General features: G+C 72.1%; 21 protein-coding genes. 6 read left to right on the top strand and 15 right to left on the bottom strand.

Going from position 1 to position 20,209, the window contains the following annotated elements; all coding sequences use genetic code 11:
* Positions 1 to 47 precede the first annotated feature (47 nt).
* Positions 48 to 704: a class I SAM-dependent methyltransferase gene (locus N1F89_RS00845; RefSeq protein ID WP_290080560.1), complete on the top strand. Its 657-nt coding sequence runs from the start codon at positions 48 to 50 to the stop codon at positions 702 to 704.
* 53 nt (positions 705 to 757) lie between these two features.
* Here N1F89_RS00845 and N1F89_RS00840 read toward each other — a convergent pair whose 3' ends face one another.
* Complete coding sequence (locus N1F89_RS00840; protein WP_290080701.1) at positions 758 to 1,675, bottom strand: helix-turn-helix domain-containing protein; 918 nt, start codon at positions 1,673 to 1,675, stop codon at positions 758 to 760.
* A 31-nt stretch (positions 1,676 to 1,706) separates the two neighbouring features.
* Between N1F89_RS00840 and N1F89_RS00835 the strand changes: the two genes are divergently transcribed.
* Together N1F89_RS00835 and N1F89_RS00830 are read left to right on the top strand one after the other, a co-directional pair.
* Positions 1,707 to 2,093 carry a PaaI family thioesterase gene (locus tag N1F89_RS00835; protein ID WP_290080557.1) on the top strand — a complete coding sequence of 129 codons (387 nt, stop codon included), beginning with the start codon at positions 1,707 to 1,709 and terminating at the stop codon, positions 2,091 to 2,093.
* A 42-nt stretch (positions 2,094 to 2,135) separates the two neighbouring features.
* On the top strand, positions 2,136 to 2,315 hold the full coding sequence (locus N1F89_RS00830) for a hypothetical protein (protein WP_290080556.1): 180 nt from the start codon (positions 2,136 to 2,138) through the stop codon (positions 2,313 to 2,315).
* Here the strand turns inward: N1F89_RS00830 and N1F89_RS00825 are convergent.
* The 4 genes from N1F89_RS00825 to N1F89_RS00810 all read right to left on the bottom strand — a co-directional run bounded on the left by N1F89_RS00825 (position 2,312) and on the right by N1F89_RS00810 (position 5,640).
* Positions 2,312 to 3,073, bottom strand: coding sequence for a class I SAM-dependent methyltransferase (locus N1F89_RS00825; RefSeq protein ID WP_290080553.1), 762 nt, complete (start codon positions 3,071 to 3,073; stop codon positions 2,312 to 2,314). The two genes, N1F89_RS00830 and N1F89_RS00825, sit on opposite strands and share 4 nt — an antisense overlap.
* Positions 3,074 to 3,163: 90 nt before the next feature.
* On the bottom strand, positions 3,164 to 4,474 hold the full coding sequence (locus N1F89_RS00820) for a DNA polymerase IV (RefSeq protein WP_290080550.1): 1,311 nt from the start codon (positions 4,472 to 4,474) through the stop codon (positions 3,164 to 3,166).
* A 186-nt stretch (positions 4,475 to 4,660) separates the two neighbouring features.
* A complete protein-coding gene (locus tag N1F89_RS00815; RefSeq protein ID WP_290080548.1) occupies positions 4,661 to 5,317 on the bottom strand; it encodes a hypothetical protein in 657 nt (218 codons plus the stop codon).
* Complete coding sequence (locus N1F89_RS00810; protein ID WP_290080546.1) at positions 5,314 to 5,640, bottom strand: DUF3572 domain-containing protein; 327 nt, start codon at positions 5,638 to 5,640, stop codon at positions 5,314 to 5,316. The genes N1F89_RS00815 and N1F89_RS00810 overlap by 4 nt, the downstream gene beginning before the upstream one ends.
* 190 nt (positions 5,641 to 5,830) lie before the next feature.
* Here N1F89_RS00810 and N1F89_RS00805 point away from each other — a divergent pair, with 190 nt between their 5' ends.
* The gene (locus N1F89_RS00805; protein WP_290080544.1) at positions 5,831 to 6,202 is read left to right on the top strand and encodes a response regulator; all 372 of its coding nucleotides are present in this window, start codon (positions 5,831 to 5,833) and stop codon (positions 6,200 to 6,202) included.
* A gap of 20 nt (positions 6,203 to 6,222) precedes the next feature.
* On the top strand, positions 6,223 to 7,590 hold the full coding sequence (locus tag N1F89_RS00800; protein ID WP_290080543.1) for a PleD family two-component system response regulator: 1,368 nt from the start codon (positions 6,223 to 6,225) through the stop codon (positions 7,588 to 7,590).
* A gap of 476 nt (positions 7,591 to 8,066) precedes the next feature.
* Here the strand turns inward: N1F89_RS00800 and rpmG are convergent, their stop codons facing one another.
* The 6 genes from rpmG to topA form a co-directional block, all read right to left on the bottom strand.
* The gene (gene rpmG / locus N1F89_RS00795; protein WP_261514167.1) at positions 8,067 to 8,234 is read right to left on the bottom strand and encodes a 50S ribosomal protein L33; all 168 of its coding nucleotides are present in this window, start codon (positions 8,232 to 8,234) and stop codon (positions 8,067 to 8,069) included.
* Between the two features lie 102 nt (positions 8,235 to 8,336).
* Positions 8,337 to 9,521: an MFS transporter gene (locus tag N1F89_RS00790; RefSeq protein WP_290080539.1), complete on the bottom strand. Its 1,185-nt coding sequence runs from the start codon at positions 9,519 to 9,521 to the stop codon at positions 8,337 to 8,339.
* A gap of 18 nt (positions 9,522 to 9,539) precedes the next feature.
* Positions 9,540 to 10,280, bottom strand: coding sequence for an NUDIX domain-containing protein (locus N1F89_RS00785; RefSeq protein WP_290080698.1), 741 nt, complete (start codon positions 10,278 to 10,280; stop codon positions 9,540 to 9,542).
* A gap of 22 nt (positions 10,281 to 10,302) precedes the next feature.
* Positions 10,303 to 10,737, bottom strand: coding sequence for a DUF983 domain-containing protein (locus N1F89_RS00780; RefSeq protein WP_290080538.1), 435 nt, complete (start codon positions 10,735 to 10,737; stop codon positions 10,303 to 10,305).
* Entirely contained in the window at positions 10,737 to 13,025 is a 2,289-nt protein-coding gene (gene rnr, locus N1F89_RS00775) for a ribonuclease R (protein ID WP_290080537.1), read from the bottom strand. Before rnr ends, N1F89_RS00780 begins: the two co-directional genes overlap by 1 nt.
* A 4-nt stretch (positions 13,026 to 13,029) precedes the next feature.
* Positions 13,030 to 15,579, bottom strand: coding sequence for a type I DNA topoisomerase (gene topA / locus N1F89_RS00770; RefSeq protein WP_290080535.1), 2,550 nt, complete (start codon positions 15,577 to 15,579; stop codon positions 13,030 to 13,032).
* 275 nt (positions 15,580 to 15,854) lie between these two features.
* Between topA and N1F89_RS00765 the strand changes: the two genes are divergently transcribed.
* Positions 15,855 to 16,058, top strand: a complete 204-nt coding sequence (locus N1F89_RS00765) for a hypothetical protein (protein ID WP_290080534.1) — start codon at positions 15,855 to 15,857, stop codon at positions 16,056 to 16,058.
* On the opposite strand, the gene dprA is transcribed toward N1F89_RS00765, so the two are convergent.
* The 4 genes from dprA to N1F89_RS00745 all read right to left on the bottom strand — a co-directional run bounded on the left by dprA (position 16,020) and on the right by N1F89_RS00745 (position 20,133).
* Positions 16,020 to 17,159 (bottom strand): DNA-processing protein DprA, encoded by a 1,140-nt coding sequence (gene dprA, locus N1F89_RS00760; protein ID WP_290080532.1) that lies wholly within the window; start codon positions 17,157 to 17,159, stop codon positions 16,020 to 16,022. The two genes, N1F89_RS00765 and dprA, sit on opposite strands and share 39 nt — an antisense overlap.
* Entirely contained in the window at positions 17,156 to 17,767 is a 612-nt protein-coding gene (gene plsY, locus N1F89_RS00755) for a glycerol-3-phosphate 1-O-acyltransferase PlsY (protein WP_290080531.1), read from the bottom strand. Before plsY ends, dprA begins: the two co-directional genes overlap by 4 nt.
* Before the next feature lie 123 nt (positions 17,768 to 17,890).
* Positions 17,891 to 19,177: a dihydroorotase gene (locus tag N1F89_RS00750; RefSeq protein WP_290080530.1), complete on the bottom strand. Its 1,287-nt coding sequence runs from the start codon at positions 19,175 to 19,177 to the stop codon at positions 17,891 to 17,893.
* Positions 19,174 to 20,133: an aspartate carbamoyltransferase catalytic subunit gene (locus N1F89_RS00745; RefSeq protein WP_290080528.1), complete on the bottom strand. Its 960-nt coding sequence runs from the start codon at positions 20,131 to 20,133 to the stop codon at positions 19,174 to 19,176. Before N1F89_RS00745 ends, N1F89_RS00750 begins: the two co-directional genes overlap by 4 nt.
* Between the last annotated feature and the right edge of the window lie 76 nt (positions 20,134 to 20,209).

Here is a 20,209-nt window from a genome sequence, read left to right as displayed (position 1 = left end):
ACCCGCAGGTTCGGGCAGCCGCGTCGCCGCGATGGACAAGCCGGCGATTGAGCTGCCCGTCGATTGCACCGTCGAGGAACGGCGAGTGCGCCGGCTGCCGGCATCGGAAGCACGCGATGATCGAAGACAGGTCCAACGGCTATGACGCGATCGCCGATGCGTTCGTGGCCGCGCGATCGGGCTCGACGACCGGGCGCGCGGTCATCCGCCGATGGGCGGCGTCGCTGCCGGCCGGAGGAACGGTCGTCGATATCGGCTGCGGGTCGGGCGAGCCGGTCACCGCCGCGCTGATCGACGCCGGACTGGCGGTCTCCGCCCTCGATGCCTCGCCGGCGCTGGTCGCGGCGTTCCGCCGGCGCTTCCCCGCTGTCGAGGTGGCGTGCGAGCCGGCCGAACGCAGCCGGTTCTTCGGCCGCCGCTTCGATGGCGCCGTCGCGATCGGCCTCATGTTCCTGCTGCCCGAGAACGCCCAGCGCGCCCTGGTCGGGCGGGTCGCCGGCGCGCTGAAGCCGGGCGGGCGGTTCCTGTTCACCGCGCCGCGCCAGGCCCGCGCCTGGGACGATGTGCTGACCGGCCGGCGGTCGTCGTCGCTGGGCGCGGCGGAATATGGCCGGCTCCTCGACGCGGCGGGTCTCGACCTGATCGCCGAACATGTCGACGAGGGCGAGAACCACCATTTCGAGGCGCGGAAGCGCGCGGCCTGATCGGGCTTTACCGCCTAGAGCCGTTCTGCGTTTCACGGAATCGCAGATCGGCTCTAACTCATTGTTTTCACGCGCTTCCGAACGGCGAACCGGTTTCCACTTCGCCTGGAAACGCTATAGAGCGGGAACGCCTTGGCGAGGTTGCGCTCGCTGTCGGCGCCGAGGGGAAAGAACAGTTCCGCCCTCAGGTCCGCCAGCGTCAGGTCGTTCGCCGTGTTGAAGGCGGCCTGGATGGACACGAGTTCGATCACCCGCCCGTCGATCCCGAGCCTTGTGGTGACGGCGGCCGACGCCGGTGTGGCAAGCGGGCTCTGACCGCCGAGCGCCGCCAGCGTTTCGGCCGCTCTTGCCGTCTCGGCATCGTCGCGCCGTCTCGCCTCGGCGCCGAGCCGGTGGGCCAGGGGCAGCGTCGCCTCCCGCCAGTTGAGAAGGGCGCCGCCCAGCGTCGGGTCGTCGACGAGGGCGGCGACGAGGCTGTCGCCCGGCGCGATGCCGACCCGGCGCAGCAGTCTCGCGCCGACGCGGTTGCACAGCACGATCCGCCAGTCGGGATCGAGCGCCCAGCCCGGATAGGGATCGTGGCGCTCGAGAAGGCGGGAGACGGCCTCGATGAAGGGCGCAAGCTCCGCGCTGTCGAGCGGCCGGCTTTGGTAGATCGGCGCGAAGCCCGCCGCCGTCAGCCAGTCGTTGCGGGCATGGGCCGGGACGTTCAGCGCCTCGGCAAGGCGCAGCACCATGTCGCGGCTCGGCGCCGCCTTTCCGGTCTCGAGATAGGAGACGTGGCGCGTCGAGACGTCGGCGGCGAGCGCCAGCGCCATCTGGCTCATCCGCCGCCGTGTCCGCCAGGCCTTCACTGTCGGTCCGAACGCCTGCAAGGGGCTTGGCCTCCGATCCCGCGATCGCGACGCGATTGCTTCTCGGTAATCATAACCTGCGAGGTTATTGATTCCAGCACCTCGTTCGGGCGCCATGGCAGAAACGATCATGGATAGGAGGTGCCCCATGTCCGAACTCGCCCATGCCATGCCGTTCGCCCGGCTGCTCGGGCTCGACCTGACCGATGCGACGCCGGACCGGGTGGTCGGCACGATCACCGTCAAGGCGGAGCTGTGCACCGTCGGCGACAGCGCCCATGGCGGAGCGCTGATGGCCTTTGCCGATTGTCTCGCCGCGATCGGCGCCCATCTCAACCTGCCGGACGGGGCGGGCGGCACGGTCTCGATCGAGAGCAAGACGAATTTCCTGGGACGCGCGACAAGCGGCACACGTCTCGTGGGGACCGCGCTGCCGGTGTCGGTGGGCAGGCGCGTTTCGGTGTGGCAGACGACCATCGAGGACGAAGCCGCGCGGGCGATCGCGCTGTCGGTTCAGACCCAGCTTGTTCTTTGAAGGCGGGCATGTCCGCCCGTCCGACCGGACGCAGGATCCGCGATGGTCGCAGGGTTGCGTTGCAGCTCCATCACCGCCGTCGTGGCGCGGGACACCGCGGGCGCGCGATCCCTCGTCGCGCTCGAACCCGATGGCGTCGCCGACCAGATCGACGCGGTGCTCGACGTCAAGACAAGAAGCTGGAGCCGATCTGCTCGTCGCGGAATCGCGGATCGGCGCTAACCCGCCATGCGCACGGCTTCGGTGACGACGGCGTGCGGTCGGGCCAGGAAGGCGCGCAGGAAGGCCGGGTCGACGTCGGGCTGCGTGCCTTCGGCCTGCGTCAGCGCATGCCAGGTGACGGGGCCGAGGCCGGCCGCCCGCATCGCCGCCTCGATCGAGCCGCGCGACCAGTACCAGGCGTCGAAGGCGGCGCTCTGCCCGCCCCGCGACAGCGACACGTGGATCACGCCGCCGTCCTTGTGCGGCGCGGTCGCCGGATCGTCGGCCGCGTAGGACAGGCCGAGCGGCCGGTAGAAATCGGGATCGGGGTGGTAGTCGGGGTGGATCGGCAGGGCAACGAGCCGGCCGCCGGGGCGCAGCAGCCGCGCCATCGAGGCGCACATGGCGTCGAGCTCGTCGCGGCTGCCGGCATAGGGCAGCACGTAGACCGCCACGACGACGTCGAACTGCCGCGCGAGATCGTCGGTGAGCGCGTCGACGAAACGGATGTCGTAGCCCTGCGCGGCCGCCTGCCGGCGGGCGAAGGACAGCATGCCCTCGGCCAGGTCGAAGCCGACGACCCGGCGCGCGCCGCGATCCTTGATCCAGCGCGCATACATGCCCGTGCCGCAGCCGAAATCGAGCACGTCCTTGCCCGACAGGTCGCCCAGCACGCCCATCACGCTCGGAATCTCGATGTCGCGGCGGAACGGCCAGCGCGCCATGTCCTCGTAGAGCGCGGCGAGCGTCTCGAACTGCGATGCGGCCGGATTCGTCATGGTCGGTCTCCCGAGGTCGAGCACGGTCCAGGGTGCCTCACCGTAGAGGCAGGACGGCCGGCTGGCGAGCCGTACGGCCGGCGGTCGTCCTCACCCCTCGCGCTGCGGGCGGTCGGGACGGCCCTTGCCGAAGGTGTAGCCGGTCTCCACCGCCGCCGTGCCGAACTTCTCGCGCAGCGCGTCGACGGCGCCTTCGGCCGCCGCGCGCTTCTGCGCCAGCGGGTCGACGAGGTCGGGCGGGTCGGCGCGCTCGCCCGGCGCCAGCTCGGCGACGCCGATGCCGAGCAGCCGGAAGCGCGTGCCGTCCGCCTCGCGCTTCAGCATCTCCAGCCCGGTGGCGAAGATGCGGTCGGCCAGCCGCGTCGGGTCGGCGAGGCGGCGGTTGCGCGTGCGGCTGCGGAAGTCGGCCGTCTTGAGCTTCAGGACGACGGTGCGGCCGGCCAGGCCGGCGCGCTTGAGGCGTGCCGCGACGCGCTCGGCCTGGCGGCGCAGCACCGGCACCAGGTCCTCGAGCGCGGCGAGATCGCGGTCGAAGGTGGTCTCCGACGACACGCTCTTGGCGGCGTGGTCGGCGACCACGGCGCGCGTGTCCTCGCCGCGCGCCAGCCGGTAGAGCCGGTCGCCCATCGTGCCGTAGCGCGCGATCAGCTGGCCGCGCTCCATGCGCTGGAGCTGGCCGATGCGCGTCACCCCGTCGCGCGCCAGCGTCTCGGCGAAGGCCTTGCCGACGCCCCAGACCAGCGTCACCGGCTTGTCGGCCAGGAAGCCCTGCGCCTCGGCCCGGCCGATGACGGAGAAGCCGCGCGGCTTGTCCATGTCGGAGGCCACCTTGGCGAGGAACTTGCAGTAGGACAGGCCGACCGAGACGGTGATGCCGATCTCGCGCTCGACCGCGCGGGCGAAGCGGGCGAGCACCAGCGCCGGCATGGCGCCGTGCAGCCGCTCGGTGCCGGCCAGGTCGAGAAACGCCTCGTCGATCGACAGCGGCTCGACCAGCGGGGTGAGGGCGCGCATCATGTCGCGCACCTCGCGGCCGACGCGGGCGTATTTCTCCATGTCGGGCTTGAGGACCACCGCCTCGGGGCAGGCCTGCAGCGCCTTGAACATCGGCATCGCCGAGCGCACGCCGTTGATGCGGGCGATGTAGCAGGCCGTCGACACGACGCCGCGCCGGCCGCCGCCGATGATCAGCGGCCGCTCGCGCAGCGCCGGGTCGTCGCGCTTCTCGATTGCCGCATAGAAGGCGTCGCAGTCGATATGCGCCAGGCTCAGCCCGCCAAGCTCGGGGTGGCGCACCAGCCGCGGGCTGCCGCAGGCCGCGCAGCGCCGCAGGGCGGGGGCCGCCGGTGCGAGGCAGTCGCGGCAGAAGCCGGCTGCGGGGTCGTTGACAGGCGCCGTCACGGGTGCGAACGTTCCACGAACATCTGGTCGGCCAGTATCGGCCCGCCGGGCCGCTTCGGCAAGCCGTCGCGCGGGCGCGCCGGCCGTTTCCAGCGATCGGTCGAGGCCGGGCCCCGGCCGGCGGGGCACCTGCTTCGGCCGCTGACGCGCTGTCGGCAATCGCGCGCCGCCTGCGGCCCGGCGGCCTCAGAGCCCCAGCGCGCGGGCGATCTTGGGCTGCGCCTCGGGCCAGCTTTCCACCGTGGTGATGCCGGCCGCCTCGAAGGGCGGCAGCAGGGCGCGCAGGCTGTTGTCGGCCATCAGGTGGAAGAGATGCGCGTCGGCCACCGTCTCGCGCGCCGAGATCAGGTTGCGCGGGATGTCGTCGACGAAGGCGACGGGCCGCGGGTGCGCGCCGCGCAGCGCCTTCAGCGCCGGGCCCTTGGCCGCCTCGGTGGTGACCAGCGGGTGGCACAGGCCGAGCGCCTCGAGATGGCCGCGGCGCACCGCGTGGTGGCGGTGCGGCATCGCCGTCAGCATGACGATCTCGGCCGGCCCGTCGAAGGCGGCGAGCGCCTCGGCCGCGCCCTCGGTCGGCATCTGCCAGTCGGCCTGGCTTGAGAAGAAGGCGTCCATCAGCTCGGTCACCGTGGCCGGCTCGGCCGGCCGGCCGCTGTCGACGGCGACCACGTTGCCATGCAGGCGGAAGCTGTCGAGCTTCAGCCGGTAGCCCATCGATTCCAGGAAGCGCGGGAAGGGGCGGATGAACTCCAGCACCACGTCGTCGACGTCGAGCACCAGCAGCGGCCGGTCGTCGGCGGCAAGGGCCGCGATCTGGCGCCGCGTCTCGGGATCGTCGCTCACGCCGACCAGCTCTCGTCGTTGCGGCGGCCGTGCGGCAGCGCCTCGAGCGCCCGCGTCACCCGCTGCGGCGGCGTGTCGGTGTCCTCGCAGAAGCGTAGCAGCGTCGGCTCGTGCGCGGCGATGAACTGCAGCACGCCGGCCAGGAAGCCCGGCTCGCGCGCCGCCCGGCGGATCGCCGCCGCCTCGATGCCGCTCATGGCCAGAAAGCGCGTCATCAGCTCCTCGTCGCGCGCCAGGAAGCCCAGCGCCTCGATCGCCAGGCGCTCGGCGGCCTCGCGTTCGGCGTCGCCCGCCGGCGGTGCGGATGTCGGCTGTCGGATCATGCGGCCTGTCTAGCCCAAAGCGCGCGGCCGGGCCAGAGCGCAAGCGTCGCGGGCCGCGGCGCTTGATCGCGCCGTTTCGTCGGCGGTAGTTTCCGATTCTTAAAGCAAACCAGTGTACCAACAGGCGCATGAGCCCCTCGTCCGGCAGGCACCGCGGGTGCGGCGACCGGCGCGGGAGGACGGGAGACCGATGGCCAAGAAGGTGATGATCGTCGAGGACAACGAGCTCAACATGAAGCTCTTCCGCGACCTGATCGAGGCGAGCGGCTACGAGACCGTGCGCACGCGCAACGGGCTGCAGGCGCTCGATCTGGCGCGCGAGAACCGGCCCGACCTCATCCTGATGGACATCCAGCTTCCCGAGGTCTCCGGCCTCGAGGTCACCAAGTGGCTGAAGGAGGACGACGACCTGCATTCGATCCCGGTGATCGCCGTCACCGCCTTCGCCATGAAGGGCGACGAGGAGCGCATCCGCCAGGGCGGCTGCGAGGCCTACATCTCCAAGCCGATCTCGGTGCCGAAGTTCATCGAGACGATCAAATCCTATCTGGGCGACGCCTGACGGCCGCAGGAAAGGCAGCCATGACCGCACGCATCCTCGTCGTCGATGACATTCCCGCCAACGTGAAGCTGCTCGAGGTGCGGCTGCGGGCGGAGTATTTCGAGGTGCTGACGGCGCATGGCGGCGCCGAGGCGCTGGAGCAGTGCGAGAACGGCGCCGTCGACGTCGTGCTGCTCGACGTCATGATGCCGGAGATGGACGGCTTCGAGGTCTGCCGCCGGCTCAAGGCCGATCCGGCGACCGCGCACATTCCCGTCGTCATGGTCACCGCGCTCGACCAGGCCTCCGACCGGGTGCGCGGGCTGCAGGCGGGCGCCGACGACTTCCTCACCAAGCCGGTCGACGACCTGCAGCTCATGACGCGGGTCAAGAACCTGGTGCGGCTGAAATCGCTGACCGACGAGCTGCGGCTGCGCGCGGCGACGACGCGCGACATCGGCATCGCCGCCATGCTGCGCGGCGCCGAGGAGACCGACGGGCGGCCGCTGGCCCTGCTGGTCGAGCCCGATGCGGCGGCGGCGCGCCGCTTCCGCCGGCTGGTCGGCACAGCCTGCGACGTCGAGGTGGTGGCCGATCCGCAGGCCGCGCTGTTCTTCGCCGCGGAAAAGGGCTGCGACTGCGTTGTGGTCGCCACCGGGCCGTCGGAGCACGATCCGCTGCGCGTCGTCTCGCAGCTCCGTGCGCTCGAACGCACGCGCTTCGTGCCGATCATGCTGATCGTCGGCGAGGGCGAAGAGGGGCGCATCCTGCGCGGCCTCGAGCTCGGCATCAACGACTATCTGGTGCGTCCGCTCGACGGCAACGAGCTCGTCGTGCGGCTGCGCGGCCAGTTCCGCCGCAAGCGCTACAACGACGCGCTGCGCGCCAGCGTCAGCCAGACGCTGGAATTCGCCGTCACCGATCCGCTGACCGGCCTGCACAACCGCGCCTATCTCGACACCCACCTGAAGGCCCTGGTGGCGCGCGCCGCCGACCGCGGCACGGCGCTGTCGGTGATGATCGCCGACATCGACCGCTTCAAGGCGATCAACGACACGCACGGCCACGACGCCGGCGACGCGGTGCTGCGCGAGTTCGCCGCGCGGCTGCGCGCACGCATCCGCGGCATCGACCTCGTGTGCCGCTACGGCGGCGAGGAGTTCGTCGTCGTCATGCCGGAGACGCCGGCCGGCCTTGCCGGCATCGTCGCCGAGCGGGTGCGCGGCGCGGTGGCCGAGCGGCCGTTCCCGCTGCCCGGCGGCGGCGAGATCGCCGTCACCGTCAGCCTCGGCGTCGCCTCGCTGACGCCGCCCGGCGATGCCGTCGCGGCGTTGATGAAGCGGGCCGACAGCGCGCTCTACGAGGCCAAGAACGGCGGCCGCAACCGGGTCGTCGCCGCCGCCGCGTGAGCGGTGCGGGCAGGGGCGTTTCGCCATGCCCGCGGCGGCCTTGGCGCGCGCCGTTTACCCTGATTCGAGCGAATCAGGGTGAAAGGTTAAGAAACTGTTGATTTTCATACGCTCTTGCGCGAGTGTCACGGTCAAGGGGAACGGGACCGGTACGAGGCGTCTGATCGGTCCCGAATTCCGGCAAACCCCATGATGCTCAGGTCCGCCGCATCTCCTGGGTCCGTGGGGTCGGCCGGTCGGCGCTGGTGCTAAGTGGCCTCCTCGTACCGCTGCCAGATGCCGACCGGCCCCCATTTTTTTCTCCACACCGGCCCGAAGCCGCGTTCGCTCGTCGCAGCCTGCCGCGCACCTGTGCGGCACCGGGCCGTCCGCGCGCGGCGGCCTGCGGCCGCACGAAAACGGCGCCGCCCGCGAAGGGACGGCGCCGCCATGTGCGATCGAGGGGGGGGGGCCGGGCGCGCCGGCCGGCGGCCGCTCTACTTGATCTTGGCTTCCCGGAACTCGACGTGCTTGCGCGCCACCGGGTCGTATTTGCGCTTGGTCATCTTCTCGGTCATCGTGCGGCTGTTCTTCTTGGTGACGTAGAAGAAGCCGGTGTCGGCCGTCGACAGAAGCTTGATCTTGATGGTCGTGGCCTTGGCCATGGCTCTGGTCCGTGAATTGTGTTGCAGGGCGCTGCGGCGCAGGATCCGCTTCGCGGCGCCGGCAGAAAGCTCGCGCGAGACATAACGGCAAAGCCCCGAATGTCAAGCCCGCGCCTTGAGCCGCCGACCGGCGACGACGATGTAGAAGGCGAAGAAGGCCGCCATCGTCGCGGCGAAGCCGTGCGGGCCGAGCGCATCCATGCCGAGGCCGATCGCCTGCGGCCCTACCAGCATGCCGATGCCGTAGCAGAACACGAAGGCGGCGTTGGCCGAGGCGAGGTCGCGGCCCGACAGGCGCGAGCCGAGATGCGCCAGGCCGACCGTGTAGAGCGCGGCGACCACGCCGCCCCACACGAACAGCACCGCCGCGCTCGCCATCCAGCGGCCGGGAAGCGCCGGCAGAACGGCCATGCCGGCAAGCCCGACCGCCGCGCAGGCGACGAGCAGCACGCGGCGGTCGGCCATGCGGTCGCTGAGGAGGCCGAGCGGGATCTGCAGCAGCACGTTGCCGAGGCCGATGGCGCTCAGCAAGAGCGCCGCCTCGGCTTCCGTGTAGCCGATGCGCACGCCGTAGACGGGAAACAGCGCGAAGCCGCCGGTCTCCACCGCGCCGAACACGAGCACGGCGGCGGTCGCCGACGGCACCAGCCAGACATAGGACAGAAAGCGCCCGCCGCTGCCCGCCTCGCCGCGCATGTCGGGGCTGGCGCGCCAGCCGGCCAGCACCGGCACGAGGGCGACCATCACCAGCGCGAAGGTGAGGCCGAAGGGCAGGAAGCCGTCGCTGCCGACCTGCGCGAACAGCCAGGGGCCGAAGGCGAAGCCGAGCGACAGCACCGTGGCATAGACGCCGAGCACGAAGCCGCGGCGCATCGCCGGTGCCGAGGCGCTGATCCAGAACTCCGACAGGATGAACAGCGTCGTCAGCGCCAGGTGCAGCAGCGCGCGCAGCGGAAACCACCACACGAAGGCCTCGGCGACGTAGAAGCCGAGGAACGAGAAGCCGGCGACGAGCAGCATGCCGGCCATGGTGGGCACGACGCCGAAGCGCACCGCCAGCGGCGTGGCGAGCGGCGCGGCGGCGATCGAGGCGAGGCCGGCGACGGCCGTGTTGAGACCGATCATGCTGGCCGAATGGCCGCGCCCCTCGAGGATGACCGAAAGCAGCGGCACGCTGAGGCCGAGCGCGATGCCGACGACGCTGATCGCCGCGATCGCCGCGGCGATGCCGAGCCAGCGCGTCCGCCCGTGGGAGCCTCCGCCATGTGCGCCTGGTATCGACACCATGACCGGCCGCTCCCGTCGTCAGATCTCGTCGCGCAGGAACTTGTTGTGTCGCATGTGGTAGAAGGGCACCGGCCGGCCCGGCTCGAGCGCCGGATCGGCGGCGAGCCGCTTTTCCAGGTCGCCGAGCACCGTCTTGGTGATCAGCGGGATGTCGGCCCGCATCGCCTCGGCGAGCGGCAGCCAGACCAGCTCCTCGAGCTCGTCCGTCGGGCCGCCCTCGGCGAGCTCCAGCGCCACGTCGTCGCGCCAGGCGGCGAGGAAGCGGGTGTCGAAGCGGCGCACCCGGCCGGGCGGCGTGATGGCGCGGGCGACGAAGCGCAGCCGGTCGAGCGCCGGGCGCACGCCGTGCTCGGCGAAGGCGCGCCATTGCGGGCTCTGCGTGTCGAAGGCGCCGCGCCGGCCGATCATCAGGCCGGCCTCCTCGTAGGTCTCGCGCACGGCCGACATGGCGATGGCGCGCGCCCGCGAGGCGGTGCGCTGGCGCACCGTGTCGATCAGCCGTTGCTCCTCGGCCGGGTGCAGGCCCGCCTCGATGGCGATGCGGGCGTCGGCCGGGTCGGTGCGCCCGCCGGGAAAGACGAACTTGCCGGGCATGAAGGCGTGCCGCCGGTGGCGCCGGCCGAGCAGCACGCGCACGGTGTCGCCGGCCCGGTCGAGCAGCATCAGCGTGCCCGCGTCGCGCGGCCGCATCGGCTTGCCGCCGAGCGCGAAGTCCTTCGATTCGGCCTTGTCGAGCTGGGCCCGGCTCAGACCTTCCATGCTGCGCTCGGCCATTGCGGCATCATTGCTCGGGATGCGTTTCGAGGGCCGCATGCTCGCCGCCGAAGCCGTGCATGTAAAGCGCCCACTGCAGGCCGATCACGGCGCCCTTCACCGGCTGGATGAGCGCCACCGACAGCGCCACGGTGAGCGGCACCCAGAGCGCCAGGTGCAGCCAGGACGACCAGTCCGTCGCCGCCTCGACGCCCATGAAGGCGGCGACCACGATGTGACCGACGATGAAGATCACCAGATAGGCCGGCAGGTCGTCGGCGCGGTGGTGGCCGATCGTCTCGCCGCAGGCGTCGCAGCTCTCAACGCTCTTCAGGAAGCGGCCGAACAGCCGGCCCTCGCCGCAGCGCGGGCAGCGGCCGGCCGCGCCGCGCCGCATGGCCGGCACGAGGGGGCGCTGCGGGCGCGCGGAGGCGGCCTGGCCGCCGAAGGTGTGTTCGCTCATCACTGTCTCCTTGTCCGCCGCTTCGCCGCGCCGCGCTGGGGCCCGCGCTTCTGCCGCTTCGCCTTGTGATACGAGCGCCGCCCGCCGGGCTGCGGCCGGGGCGGGCTCAGCATCTCGAAACGCATGCCGCCGGCGACCGGCGCCACCTCGACCAGCCGCACCGACACGGTGTCGGCGAGGCGGTAGCCGAGGCCGCTCGAGCGGCCGACCAGCGCATGATGCGCCTCGTCGAACACATAGTAGTCATCGCCCAATGTCGATACCGGAATGAAGCCGTCCGCGCCGTATTGCCGCAACTGCACGAACAGGCCCGCCTTGGTGACACCGGACACGCGCGCCTCGAACTCCTCGTCGAGGCGGGCCGACAGGTGGGCGGCGATCAGCCGGTCGACGGTCTCGCGCTCGGCCGCCATGGCGCGCCGCTCGGCGGCCGAGATCAGCGCGGCGGTCTCCTCCAGCCGCTCCTCCTCGGCCGGCGTCAGCCCGTCCGGCCCGAGGCCGAGCGCGGCGATCAGCGCGCGGTGCACGATCAGGTCGGCATAGCGCCGGATCGGCGAGGTGAAATGGGCGTAGCGCTTCAGGTTGAGGCCGAAATGGCCGATGTTCTGCGGCGCGTAGGCGGCCTGGCTCTGCGAGCGCAGCACCACCTCGTTGACCAGCTCCTCGTGCTCGGAGCCGGCGACCCGCGCCAGAATGCGGTTGAACTGCGCCGGCCGCATCTGCGCGCCGCGCGCCAGGCTGAGGCCGAGGGTCTCGAGGAACTCGCGCAGCGTCTCCTGCTTGGCCAGCGACGGGGCGTCGTGGATGCGGTAGACCAGCGCCTGGCGCCTGCCCTCCAGCGTCTCGGCCGCCGCCACGTTGGCCTGGATCATGAACTCCTCGATCAGCCGGTGGGCGGCGAGGCGCTCTGGCACGATCACGCGGTCGACGGTGCCGTCCGGCTTGAGCACGATCTTGCGTTCCGGCAGGTCGAGCTCGAGCGGCTCGCGCGTCGTGCGGCCGCGCGTCAGCACCGCATAGGCGTCCCACAGCGGCCGCAGCACCGCTGCGAGCAGCGGCTCGGTCTTGTCGTCGGGCGCGCCGTCGATCGCCGCCTGCGCCTGCGGGTAGGACAGCCTGGCCGCCGAGCGCATGATGACGCGGTGGAAGGCGTGCCGGACCTTGCGCCCGTCGGCGGCGAACGTCATGCGCACGGCGAGCGCCGGACGATCCTCGGCCTCGCGCAGCGAGCACAAATCGTTGGAGATGCGCTCGGGCAGCATCGGCACCACGCGGTCGGGAAAATAGACCGAGTTGCCGCGCTTCAGCGCCTCGCGGTCGAGCGGCGAGCCGGGCCGCACATAGGCCGCCACGTCGGCGATCGCCACGGTGACGACGACGCCGCCCGGGTTCTTCGGGTCGTCGTCCGGCTCGGCGTGCACCGCGTCGTCGTGGTCCTTGGCGTCGGCCGGGTCGATGGTCACCAGCGGCATGGCGCGCCAGTCCTCGCGGCCGTTCGCACCGGCCGGCGCGATCGCCTCCGCCTCGGCCAGCACCTCGGGCGGGAAGACGTGCGGGATCTCGTGCGCGTGGATGGCGATCATCGAGACCGCCTTCTCGGTCACCTGGTCGCCGACCACCGACACGACCCGCGCGCGCGGCAGCCCGTGGCGCGGGCCGCGCACCGGCTCGGCCTCGACCAGGTCGCCGTCGGACGCCGCGCCGAGCCCGCCCTCGAGCGCCAGCTCCGGCTTGCCGCGCTCGATCGGCACCAGGCGGTGCGTGCCGTCGGCCAGCCCGCGCACCACGCCGAGCACCGTCTGGCGCCGCTTCTCGAAGACCTTCATCACCCGCCCCGCATAGGCGGGGCCGGTGTCCGCGTCGCTCGGCGACAGCCGCGCCAGCACCCGGTCGCCGACGCCGGGCGCGGGGCCGCGGCCGGGCCGGCCGGGCCGGATGGCGACCAGCGTCTCGGCCTCGTCCGCGTCGACGTCACGCTCGGCCGGGCGGGCGATCAGCGCGCCGCCGGCGTCGCGCGAGACGATGTCGAGCACCATCACGCCCGGCAGGCTGCCGGGCCGCGCCAGCCGCTTGCCGCGCTTCTTGACGAGCCCCTCGTCCTGCAGCGCGGCCAGCGTGTCCTTGAGCCACACGCGGTCGCCGCCCTTGATGCCGAACGCCTTGGCGATCTCGCGCTTGCCGGCGCGGTCGGGATTCTCGGCGATGAAGCGCAGCACCGCCTCGCGCGAGGGCAGGCGGCTTTCCGCCCTGTCGCCGGCAGGCGCCTTGCGGCCGGGGGCGCGGGCCAAGCCGTCAGCCCTTCTTGCGCCCGCGGGCCGGTTTCTTGCCGCCCTTGGCCGCCTTCGCCGCGATCAGCTCGACCGCCTCGTCCATCGTCACGCCCTCGGGGTCCTTGCCCTTGGGCAGCGTCGCGTTGACCTTGCCGTGGTTGACATAGGGGCCGTAGCGGCCGTCGCGCACGGTGACGTTGCCGCCGCCGTCGGGATGCGGACCGAGGTCCTTGAGCGCGGCCGGCGTACGGCCGCGGCCGCCCTTCGACTTCTTCTCCGCGATCACCGAGACGGCGCGGTTGAGGCCGACGGTGAAGACGTCCTCGACCGTCTCGAGATTGGCGTAGCTGCCGTCGTGCAGCAGGAAGGGGCCGTAGCGGCCGATGCCGGCCGAGATCATCTTGCCGGTCTCCGGGTGCTGGCCCACGTCGCGCGGCAGCGACAGCAGCGCCAGCGCCTTCTCGTGGTCGATCTCCTCCGGCTTCCAGCCGCGCGGCAGGCTGGAGCGCTTGGCCTCCTTGCCTTCGCCGCGCTGCACGTAGGGCCCGAAGCGGCCGGAGCGCAGCGTGATCTCCTCGCCGGTGTGCGGGTCGCTGCCGAGCGGCTTGTTGCCGTCATTAGCCGCTTCCAGCGCCTCGTTGTCGCCGCCGGCCTCGCCGAGCTGGCGGGTGAAGCCGCAGTCGGGATAGTTGGAGCAGCCGACGAAGGCGCCGTAGCGGCCGAGCTTGATCGACAGCTTGCCCTCGCCGCAGCGCGGGCAGGTGCGCGGGTCGCCGCCGTCCTCGCGCGGCGGGAAGACGAGCGGCGCCAGCTCCTCGTTGAGCGCGTCGAGCACGTCGGCCACGCGCAGCTCCTTGATGTCGTCGACGGCGCCGGAGAAGTCGCGCCAGAAGTCGCGCAGCACCTCCTTCCAGGACAGCTTGCCGTCGGACACGCGGTCGAGCTTCTCCTCCAGGTCGGCGGTGAAGTCGTACTCGACATAGCGGTCGAAGAAGCTTTCCAGGAAGGCGGTCACCAGCCGGCCCTTGGCCTGCGGCGTCAGCCGGCGCTTGTCGATCGACACGTAGTCGCGGTCGACCAGCGTCTTCAGCGTCGCGGCATAGGTCGACGGCCGGCCGATGCCGAGCTCCTCCATCTTGCGGATCAGCGAGGCCTCGGTGTAGCGCGGCGGCGGCTCGGTGGTGTGCTTGGTCGTGGTGACCGTCTCGCGGGCTAGCGTCTCGCCGTCGTGGATTTCCGGCAGGCGCCGGTTCTCCTCGTCCTCGGCGTCTTCGTCCTTGTGCTCGGTGTAGGCGGCGAGGAAGCCGTCGAAACGCACGACCGAACCGGTCGCCCGCAACCCTGCGTTGCGCCCGTCGCCCGCGGCCTCGATCTCCACGGTGGTGCGCTCGATCTCGGCGGCCTGCATCTGGCTCGCCACAGCGCGCTTCCAGATCATCTCGTAGAGCCGCGCCTGGTCGGGGTCGAGCTTGCCGCGCACCGAATCCGGCGTGCGCGTGAAGTCGGTCGGGCGGATCGCCTCGTGCGCCTCCTGGGCGTTCTTCGCCTTGGTCGAATAGTGGCGCGGCTTCTCCGGCAGGTAGCGGGCGCCGAAGGTGTCGCCGATCGCCCGGCGCGCCGCGTCGAGCGCCTCCGGCGCCATCTGCACGCCGTCGGTCCGCATGTAGGTGATCAGGCCGGCCGTCTCGCCGCCGACGTCGATGCCCTCGTAGAGGCGCTGCGCCACCTGCATGGTGCGCGAGGCGGAGAAGCCGAGCCGCGAGGAGGCGGCCTGCTGCAGCGTCGAGGTGGTGAAGGGCGGCGCCGGGTTGCGCCGCGTCGGCTTGGCCTCGACGGACAGCACCCGGAAGGTGGCCGCTTCCAGCATCGCCTTGATGCCGTCGGCCTCCTCCTGGCTCTTGATGTCGAGCTTCTGCAGCTTCTTGCCGTCGAGCGCGGTCAGCCGTGCCTCGAAGCCGTCGTCGCGCGGCGTGCGCAGCTGCGCGGCGATCTGCCAGTAGTCCTCGCGCACGAAGCGCTCGATCTCGGCCTCGCGGTCGCACACCAGGCGCAGGGCGACCGACTGCACGCGGCCGGCCGAGCGCGCGCCGGGCAGCTTGCGCCACAGCACCGGCGACAGCGTGAAGCCGACCAGATAGTCGAGCGCGCGGCGCGTCAGATAAGCCTCGACCAGCGGCGCGTCGACGTCGCGCGGGTTCTTCAGCGCGTCGAGCACCGCCTGCTTGGTGATCGCGTTGAAGACGACGCGGCGCACCGGCTTGTCCTTGAGCGCGCGCTTCTGCCTGAGCACCTCGAGCACGTGCCAGGAGATCGCCTCGCCCTCGCGGTCGGGGTCGGTGGCGAGAATCAGCCCGTCGGCCTCCTTCACCGCGCGGGCGATCTCGTTGAGCCGCTTGGCCGAGGCGTTGTCGACGGCCCACGACATGGCGAAGTCCTCGTCCGGCCGCACCGAGCCGTCCTTGGGCGGCAGGTCGCGGACATGGCCGTAGGAGGCCAGAACCTTGTAGTCCTTGCCGAGATACTTGTTGATCGTTTTGGCCTTGGCGGGGGATTCGACGACGACGACGTTCATGAGCGGCAATTTTCCCCGGTCCGGCGCGGATGATCGGCGGCCGGCGGCTTCTGGTTTCGCGGTGCTGTGACATGGCGGCGCTTTGACTGGCGGTCAAGGGCGGCGGCCGAAATTCGCGCCGCAGCACCACCGGATACAACCATTGCGCGCATTTTCGAACCGTGCAATTTATAGACAATGCGCTGCACTTCGCTTCCCCTCTTGGTTGAAGGTGCCGCGGCCCCGGGGAACGCCGCAGAGGCGGGGCCGGCCGCGGCAGCGGGGAGCACGATCCGATGACGGACCAGCAAGAGCGCCGCCGGACAGCCACCCTCGACTACATGCAGGCGATGCTCGGCCAGTTGCGCGGCATGGCCGAGGCGGAGCGCTGCGACATGCTCGCCTACCTGATCGAGATGGCCTATGTGGAGGCCGGCGACATCCTGCGCGGCGAGCGGCCCTCACGCATCGTCGACGAGAAGCGAGACCGCGCCTCCTGAATGGCGCTCCAGCCGGCCGGCGAGGTCGAGCTCGAGCAGGATCATGAAGACCTGTGCGGGATGCAGGCCGGTGTGGCGGATGATCTCGTCGACATCGACCGGCGTCGGCCCCAGCGCCTCGACCACCCGGGCGCGGTCGTCGTCGCCGGGCGGCGGCGTGGCGGAGAAGTCGGGCGGCTCGTCGAGCGCGTCGGGCACCGGCGGCGGCCGGCCGGCGAGCGGCGCCACTTGGCTGACCACGTCGTCGATGCCGGTCACCAGGATCGCGCCCTGCTTGAGCAGGCCGTTGGTGCCGGCCGCGCGCGGGTCGAGCGGCGAGCCGGGCACGGCGAAGACGAGCCGTCCCATCTCGCCGGCCAGCCGGGCGCTGATCAGCGAGCCGGAGCGCCGCGCCGCCTCGACCACGACGAGGCCGAGCGCGAGGCCGGCGACGATGCGGTTGCGGCGCGGAAAGTCCTTCGCCCGCGGCTCCCAGCCGAACGGCATCTCCGAGACCAGCGCGCCGCGCGCGGCGATCGCCTCGCACAGGTCGACATTCTCCGGCGGGTAGGGGCGGTCGAGCCCGCCGGCGAGCGCGGCGATGGTGCCGGTGTCGAGGCTGCCGGTGTGGGCGGCCGCGTCGATGCCGCGCGCCAGGCCTGAGACCACGGCATAACCCTCGCGGCCGAGCTCGGCGGCCAGCCGGCGGGCGAACTTGATGCCGGCGAGTGAGGCGTTGCGCGCGCCGACGATGGCGACCGCCGGAAGCTGCAGCACCGCCGCCTCGCCCTTCACCGCGATCAGCGGCGGCGGCGCGTCCATGTGGCGCAGCACCGGCGGATAGTCGGCCTCGCCGACGGCGACGAAACGGGCGCCGAAGGCGGCCGCGCGCGCCATCTCGGCCTGCGCCTCGGCCTCGCTGGCGATGCGCGGTCGGCGCGCCGAGCCGCCGCGCGCGGCCAGCTCCGGCAGCATGTCGAGCGCGCTTTCGGCCGAGCCGAAGCGGTTGATGAGGTCGCGGAAGGTGGCCGGGCCGACGCCTTCCGTGCGGATCAGGCGCAGCCAGTTGAGCCGCTGGCGGTCCGACAGGCGGCGTGCCGCCCCGCCGGACGGCGGCGTCACCCCTTGGCTCCGATGCGTGATTCGGTGCCGGCGGCGAGCCGGGCGATGTTGGCGCGGTGCTTGACGAAGACGATCAGGCTCATCAGCGCGAACAGGATCGCGGCATCCGCGTCGCCCATCAGCACGAGCGCGGCCGGAACGGCGAGTGCGGCCACCAGCGCGGCGAGCGAGGAGTAGCGGGTGACGAAGGCCGTGCCGAGCCAGGCCAGCGCGAAGACCAGCGCGGCCGGCCAGGCGATCGCGATCAGGACGCCGAGATAGGTCGCCACCCCCTTGCCGCCGCGAAAGCCGAGCCAGACGGGAAACAGATGGCCGAGAAAGGCGCCGAAGCCGGCCGCCAGCGCGGCCGGCGGGCCGTAGAGCGCGGCCAGCAGCACGGCGATCGCGCCCTTGCCGGCGTCGAGCGTCAGCGTCAGCGCGGCCAGTCCCTTGTTGCCGGTGCGCAGCACGTTGGTGGCGCCGATGTTGCCCGAGCCGATCGTGCGCACGTCGCCGAGCCCGGCCATGCGCGTCAGCAGCAGGCCGAACGGGATCGCCCCCAGCAGGTAGCCGAAGACGAGACCGGCGATCAGCATCGGCAGCGCGTCGGACCAGACGGCCTCGGACATGGCAACGACCCCCGAAAAGACCCGCCGGCGCGCCGCATCCTCCTGCCGGGACGCCGGGCGCTGACGGCTGATGAAGCGACGCATCGCCGTGGCCGGCCGTCATCGGCCCGCCCGCGCGATGCGCTAGAGACGGAACACTGTGCGGCCGGCCACCAGGGTTTGCAAGACCCGGCCCTGCAGCCGCGCCCCCTCGAAGCAGGTGTTCTTCGACAGCGAGCGGATGTCGGCCTCGCGCAACAGCCACGGCTCGTCCAGGTCGACGACGGCGAGGTCGGCCGGCGCGCCGGGGCGCAGCGTGCCGCCGGGCAGGCCGAACAGCCGCGCCGGCGCCGTCGCCATCGCCTCGACCAGCCGCATCAGCGGCACCTCGCCGTTGTGGTGCAGCCGCAGCGCGGCGGCGAAAAGCGTCTCGAGACCGATCGCCCCGGCCGCCGCGTCGGCGAAGGGCAGCCGCTTGGTGTCGACGTCCTGCGGGTCGTGCGACGACACGATGACGTCGAGCGTGCCATCCTTCAGCGCCTTGACCATCGCCAGCCGGTCGGCCTCCGCGCGCAGCGGCGGCGACAGCCGGAAGAAGGTGCGGTACTCGCCGACGTCGTTCTCGTTGAGCGACAGGTGGTTGATCGACACGCCCGCCGACACGGCCGCGCCGTCCGCCTTGGCGCGCGCCACCGCACCGGCCGACAGCGCGGTGGAGATCTTGGCCGCGTGATAGCGCGCGCCGGTCAGCCGGGCGAGCATCAGGTCGCGCTCGAGCGGGATCGCCTCGGCCTCGCGCGGAATGCCGGGCAGGCCGAGCCAGCTCGCCGTCAGCCCCTCGTTCATCACGCCCGAGGCGGCGAGGTCGGGGTCCTGCGTTTCCTGCGCCACCAGGATGTCGAAGTCGCCGGCATAGGTCATCGCCCGGCGCATCACCAGCGCGCTCGACAGCGTGGCGCGACCGTCGGTCAGTGCCACCGCGCCGGCGCCGGCCAGCAGGCCGAACTCGGTCAGCTCCGCGCCCTTCAGGCCCTTGGTCAGCGCGGCCGCCGGGAAGACGTTGACGACCGCCGTCTCGCGCGCCGTGCGCAGCACGAACTCGACCAGCGCGACGTCGTCGATGGCCGGCTGGGTGTCCGGCATCATGACCAGCGAGGTGACGCCGCCGGCGGCCGCCGCGCGGCTCGCCGAGGCGATGGTCTCGCGGTGCTCCGCACCCGGCTCGCCGATGAAGACGCGCGCGTCGACCAGGCCGGGGATCACCGCCGCGCCGGCGCAGTCGACGATCTCCGCGCCCTCCGGTGCGCCCTGGCCGCGCGCCTCCGGACCGGCGGCGCGGATCGTGCCGTCCTCGACGATCACAGCGCCGCGCGCGTCGATGCCGCGCGAGGGGTCGACGACGCGGGCGTTGTCGAACACCGTGACGCTCATTGGACGTCCTCCGCCCGGCGCGCCGCGATCAGCGCCTCCATCACCGCCATGCGCACGGCGACGCCCATCTCGACCTGCGCCTGGATCACGCTGGCCGGGCCGTCGGCGACCTCCGAGGCGATCTCCACGCCGCGGTTCATCGGCCCGGGATGCATCACCAGCGCGTCCGGCCGGGCCGCCCTGAGCTTGTCGGCGTCGAGGCCGAAGAAGCGGAAGTACTCGCGCACGGACGGCACGAAGGAGCCGGCCATGCGCTCGCGCTGCAGCCGCAGCATCATCACCACGTCGGCGTCGGCCAGGCCCTCGGCCATGCCGTGGAAGACCTGCACGCCCATCTGCGCGGCGCCGGCCGGCAGCAGCGTCGAGGGCGCCACCACGCGCACGGCGGCGCCGAGCGCGTTGAGCAGGATGATGTTGGAGCGCGCCACGCGCGAATGCAGCACGTCGCCGCAGATCGCCACCGTCAGGCCCGCGATGCGGCCCTTGGCGCGGCGGATGGTCAGCGCGTCGAGCAGCGCTTGGGTCGGATGCTCGTGCGCGCCGTCGCCGGCGTTGACGACGGCGCAGCCGACCTTCTGGGCGAGCAGCGCGGCCGCTCCGGCCGAGGCGTGGCGGATCACCAGCAGGTCGGGATGCATGGCGTTGAGCGTCATCGCCGTGTCGATCAGCGTCTCGCCCTTGGAGGTCGAGGAGCGCGCCACGGCCATGTTCATCACGTCGGCGCCGAGCCGCTTGCCGGCCAGCTCGAAGGAGGACTGGGTGCGCGTGGAGGCTTCGTAGAACAGGTTGATCTGCGTGCGGCCGCGCAGCGCGTCGCTCTTGCGCTCGCCGGCCTGCGCGCGCGCGGCCGCGGCGTCGGCGCGGTCGAGCAGGAAGGTGATGTCGGGCGGCGAAAGCTGCCGGATGCCGAGCAGGTGGCGGTGGCGGAACGGCGTGGAATCCGGGGCGGCGGTCATCTCGAGGAGCGGCTATAGGCGGCCCGGCCGCCGCCGGCAAGCCGCGCCTGTGCGCGGCACCGTGTCTTCCCCGGTT

This window comes from Aquibium sp. A9E412 (assembly GCF_030398335.1).
Classification (GTDB): Bacteria; Pseudomonadota; Alphaproteobacteria; order Rhizobiales; family Rhizobiaceae; genus A9E412.
Note: the sequence above shows the minus strand (reverse complement) of the source record. Positions and strands in the feature narration are given on the sequence as shown.

Coding starts and splice junctions, on each gene's coding strand:
- N1F89_RS00840 (WP_290080701.1), bottom strand. CDS start 1,675: ATGGCGCCCGAACGAGGTGCTGGAATCAATAACCTCGCAGGTTATGAT.
- N1F89_RS00835 (WP_290080557.1), top strand. CDS start 1,707: ATGTCCGAACTCGCCCATGCCATGCCGTTCGCCCGGCTGCTCGGGCTC.
- N1F89_RS00830 (WP_290080556.1), top strand. CDS start 2,136: ATGGTCGCAGGGTTGCGTTGCAGCTCCATCACCGCCGTCGTGGCGCGG.
- N1F89_RS00825 (WP_290080553.1), bottom strand. CDS start 3,073: ATGACGAATCCGGCCGCATCGCAGTTCGAGACGCTCGCCGCGCTCTAC.
- N1F89_RS00810 (WP_290080546.1), bottom strand. CDS start 5,640: ATGATCCGACAGCCGACATCCGCACCGCCGGCGGGCGACGCCGAACGC.
- N1F89_RS00805 (WP_290080544.1), top strand. CDS start 5,831: ATGGCCAAGAAGGTGATGATCGTCGAGGACAACGAGCTCAACATGAAG.
- N1F89_RS00800 (WP_290080543.1), top strand. CDS start 6,223: ATGACCGCACGCATCCTCGTCGTCGATGACATTCCCGCCAACGTGAAG.
- rpmG (WP_261514167.1), bottom strand. CDS start 8,234: ATGGCCAAGGCCACGACCATCAAGATCAAGCTTCTGTCGACGGCCGAC.
- N1F89_RS00790 (WP_290080539.1), bottom strand. CDS start 9,521: ATGGTGTCGATACCAGGCGCACATGGCGGAGGCTCCCACGGGCGGACG.
- N1F89_RS00785 (WP_290080698.1), bottom strand. CDS start 10,280: ATGGAAGGTCTGAGCCGGGCCCAGCTCGACAAGGCCGAATCGAAGGAC.
- N1F89_RS00780 (WP_290080538.1), bottom strand. CDS start 10,737: ATGAGCGAACACACCTTCGGCGGCCAGGCCGCCTCCGCGCGCCCGCAG.
- topA (WP_290080535.1), bottom strand. CDS start 15,579: ATGAACGTCGTCGTCGTCGAATCCCCCGCCAAGGCCAAAACGATCAAC.
- N1F89_RS00765 (WP_290080534.1), top strand. CDS start 15,855: ATGACGGACCAGCAAGAGCGCCGCCGGACAGCCACCCTCGACTACATG.
- plsY (WP_290080531.1), bottom strand. CDS start 17,767: ATGTCCGAGGCCGTCTGGTCCGACGCGCTGCCGATGCTGATCGCCGGT.
- N1F89_RS00750 (WP_290080530.1), bottom strand. CDS start 19,177: ATGAGCGTCACGGTGTTCGACAACGCCCGCGTCGTCGACCCCTCGCGC.
- N1F89_RS00745 (WP_290080528.1), bottom strand. CDS start 20,133: ATGACCGCCGCCCCGGATTCCACGCCGTTCCGCCACCGCCACCTGCTC.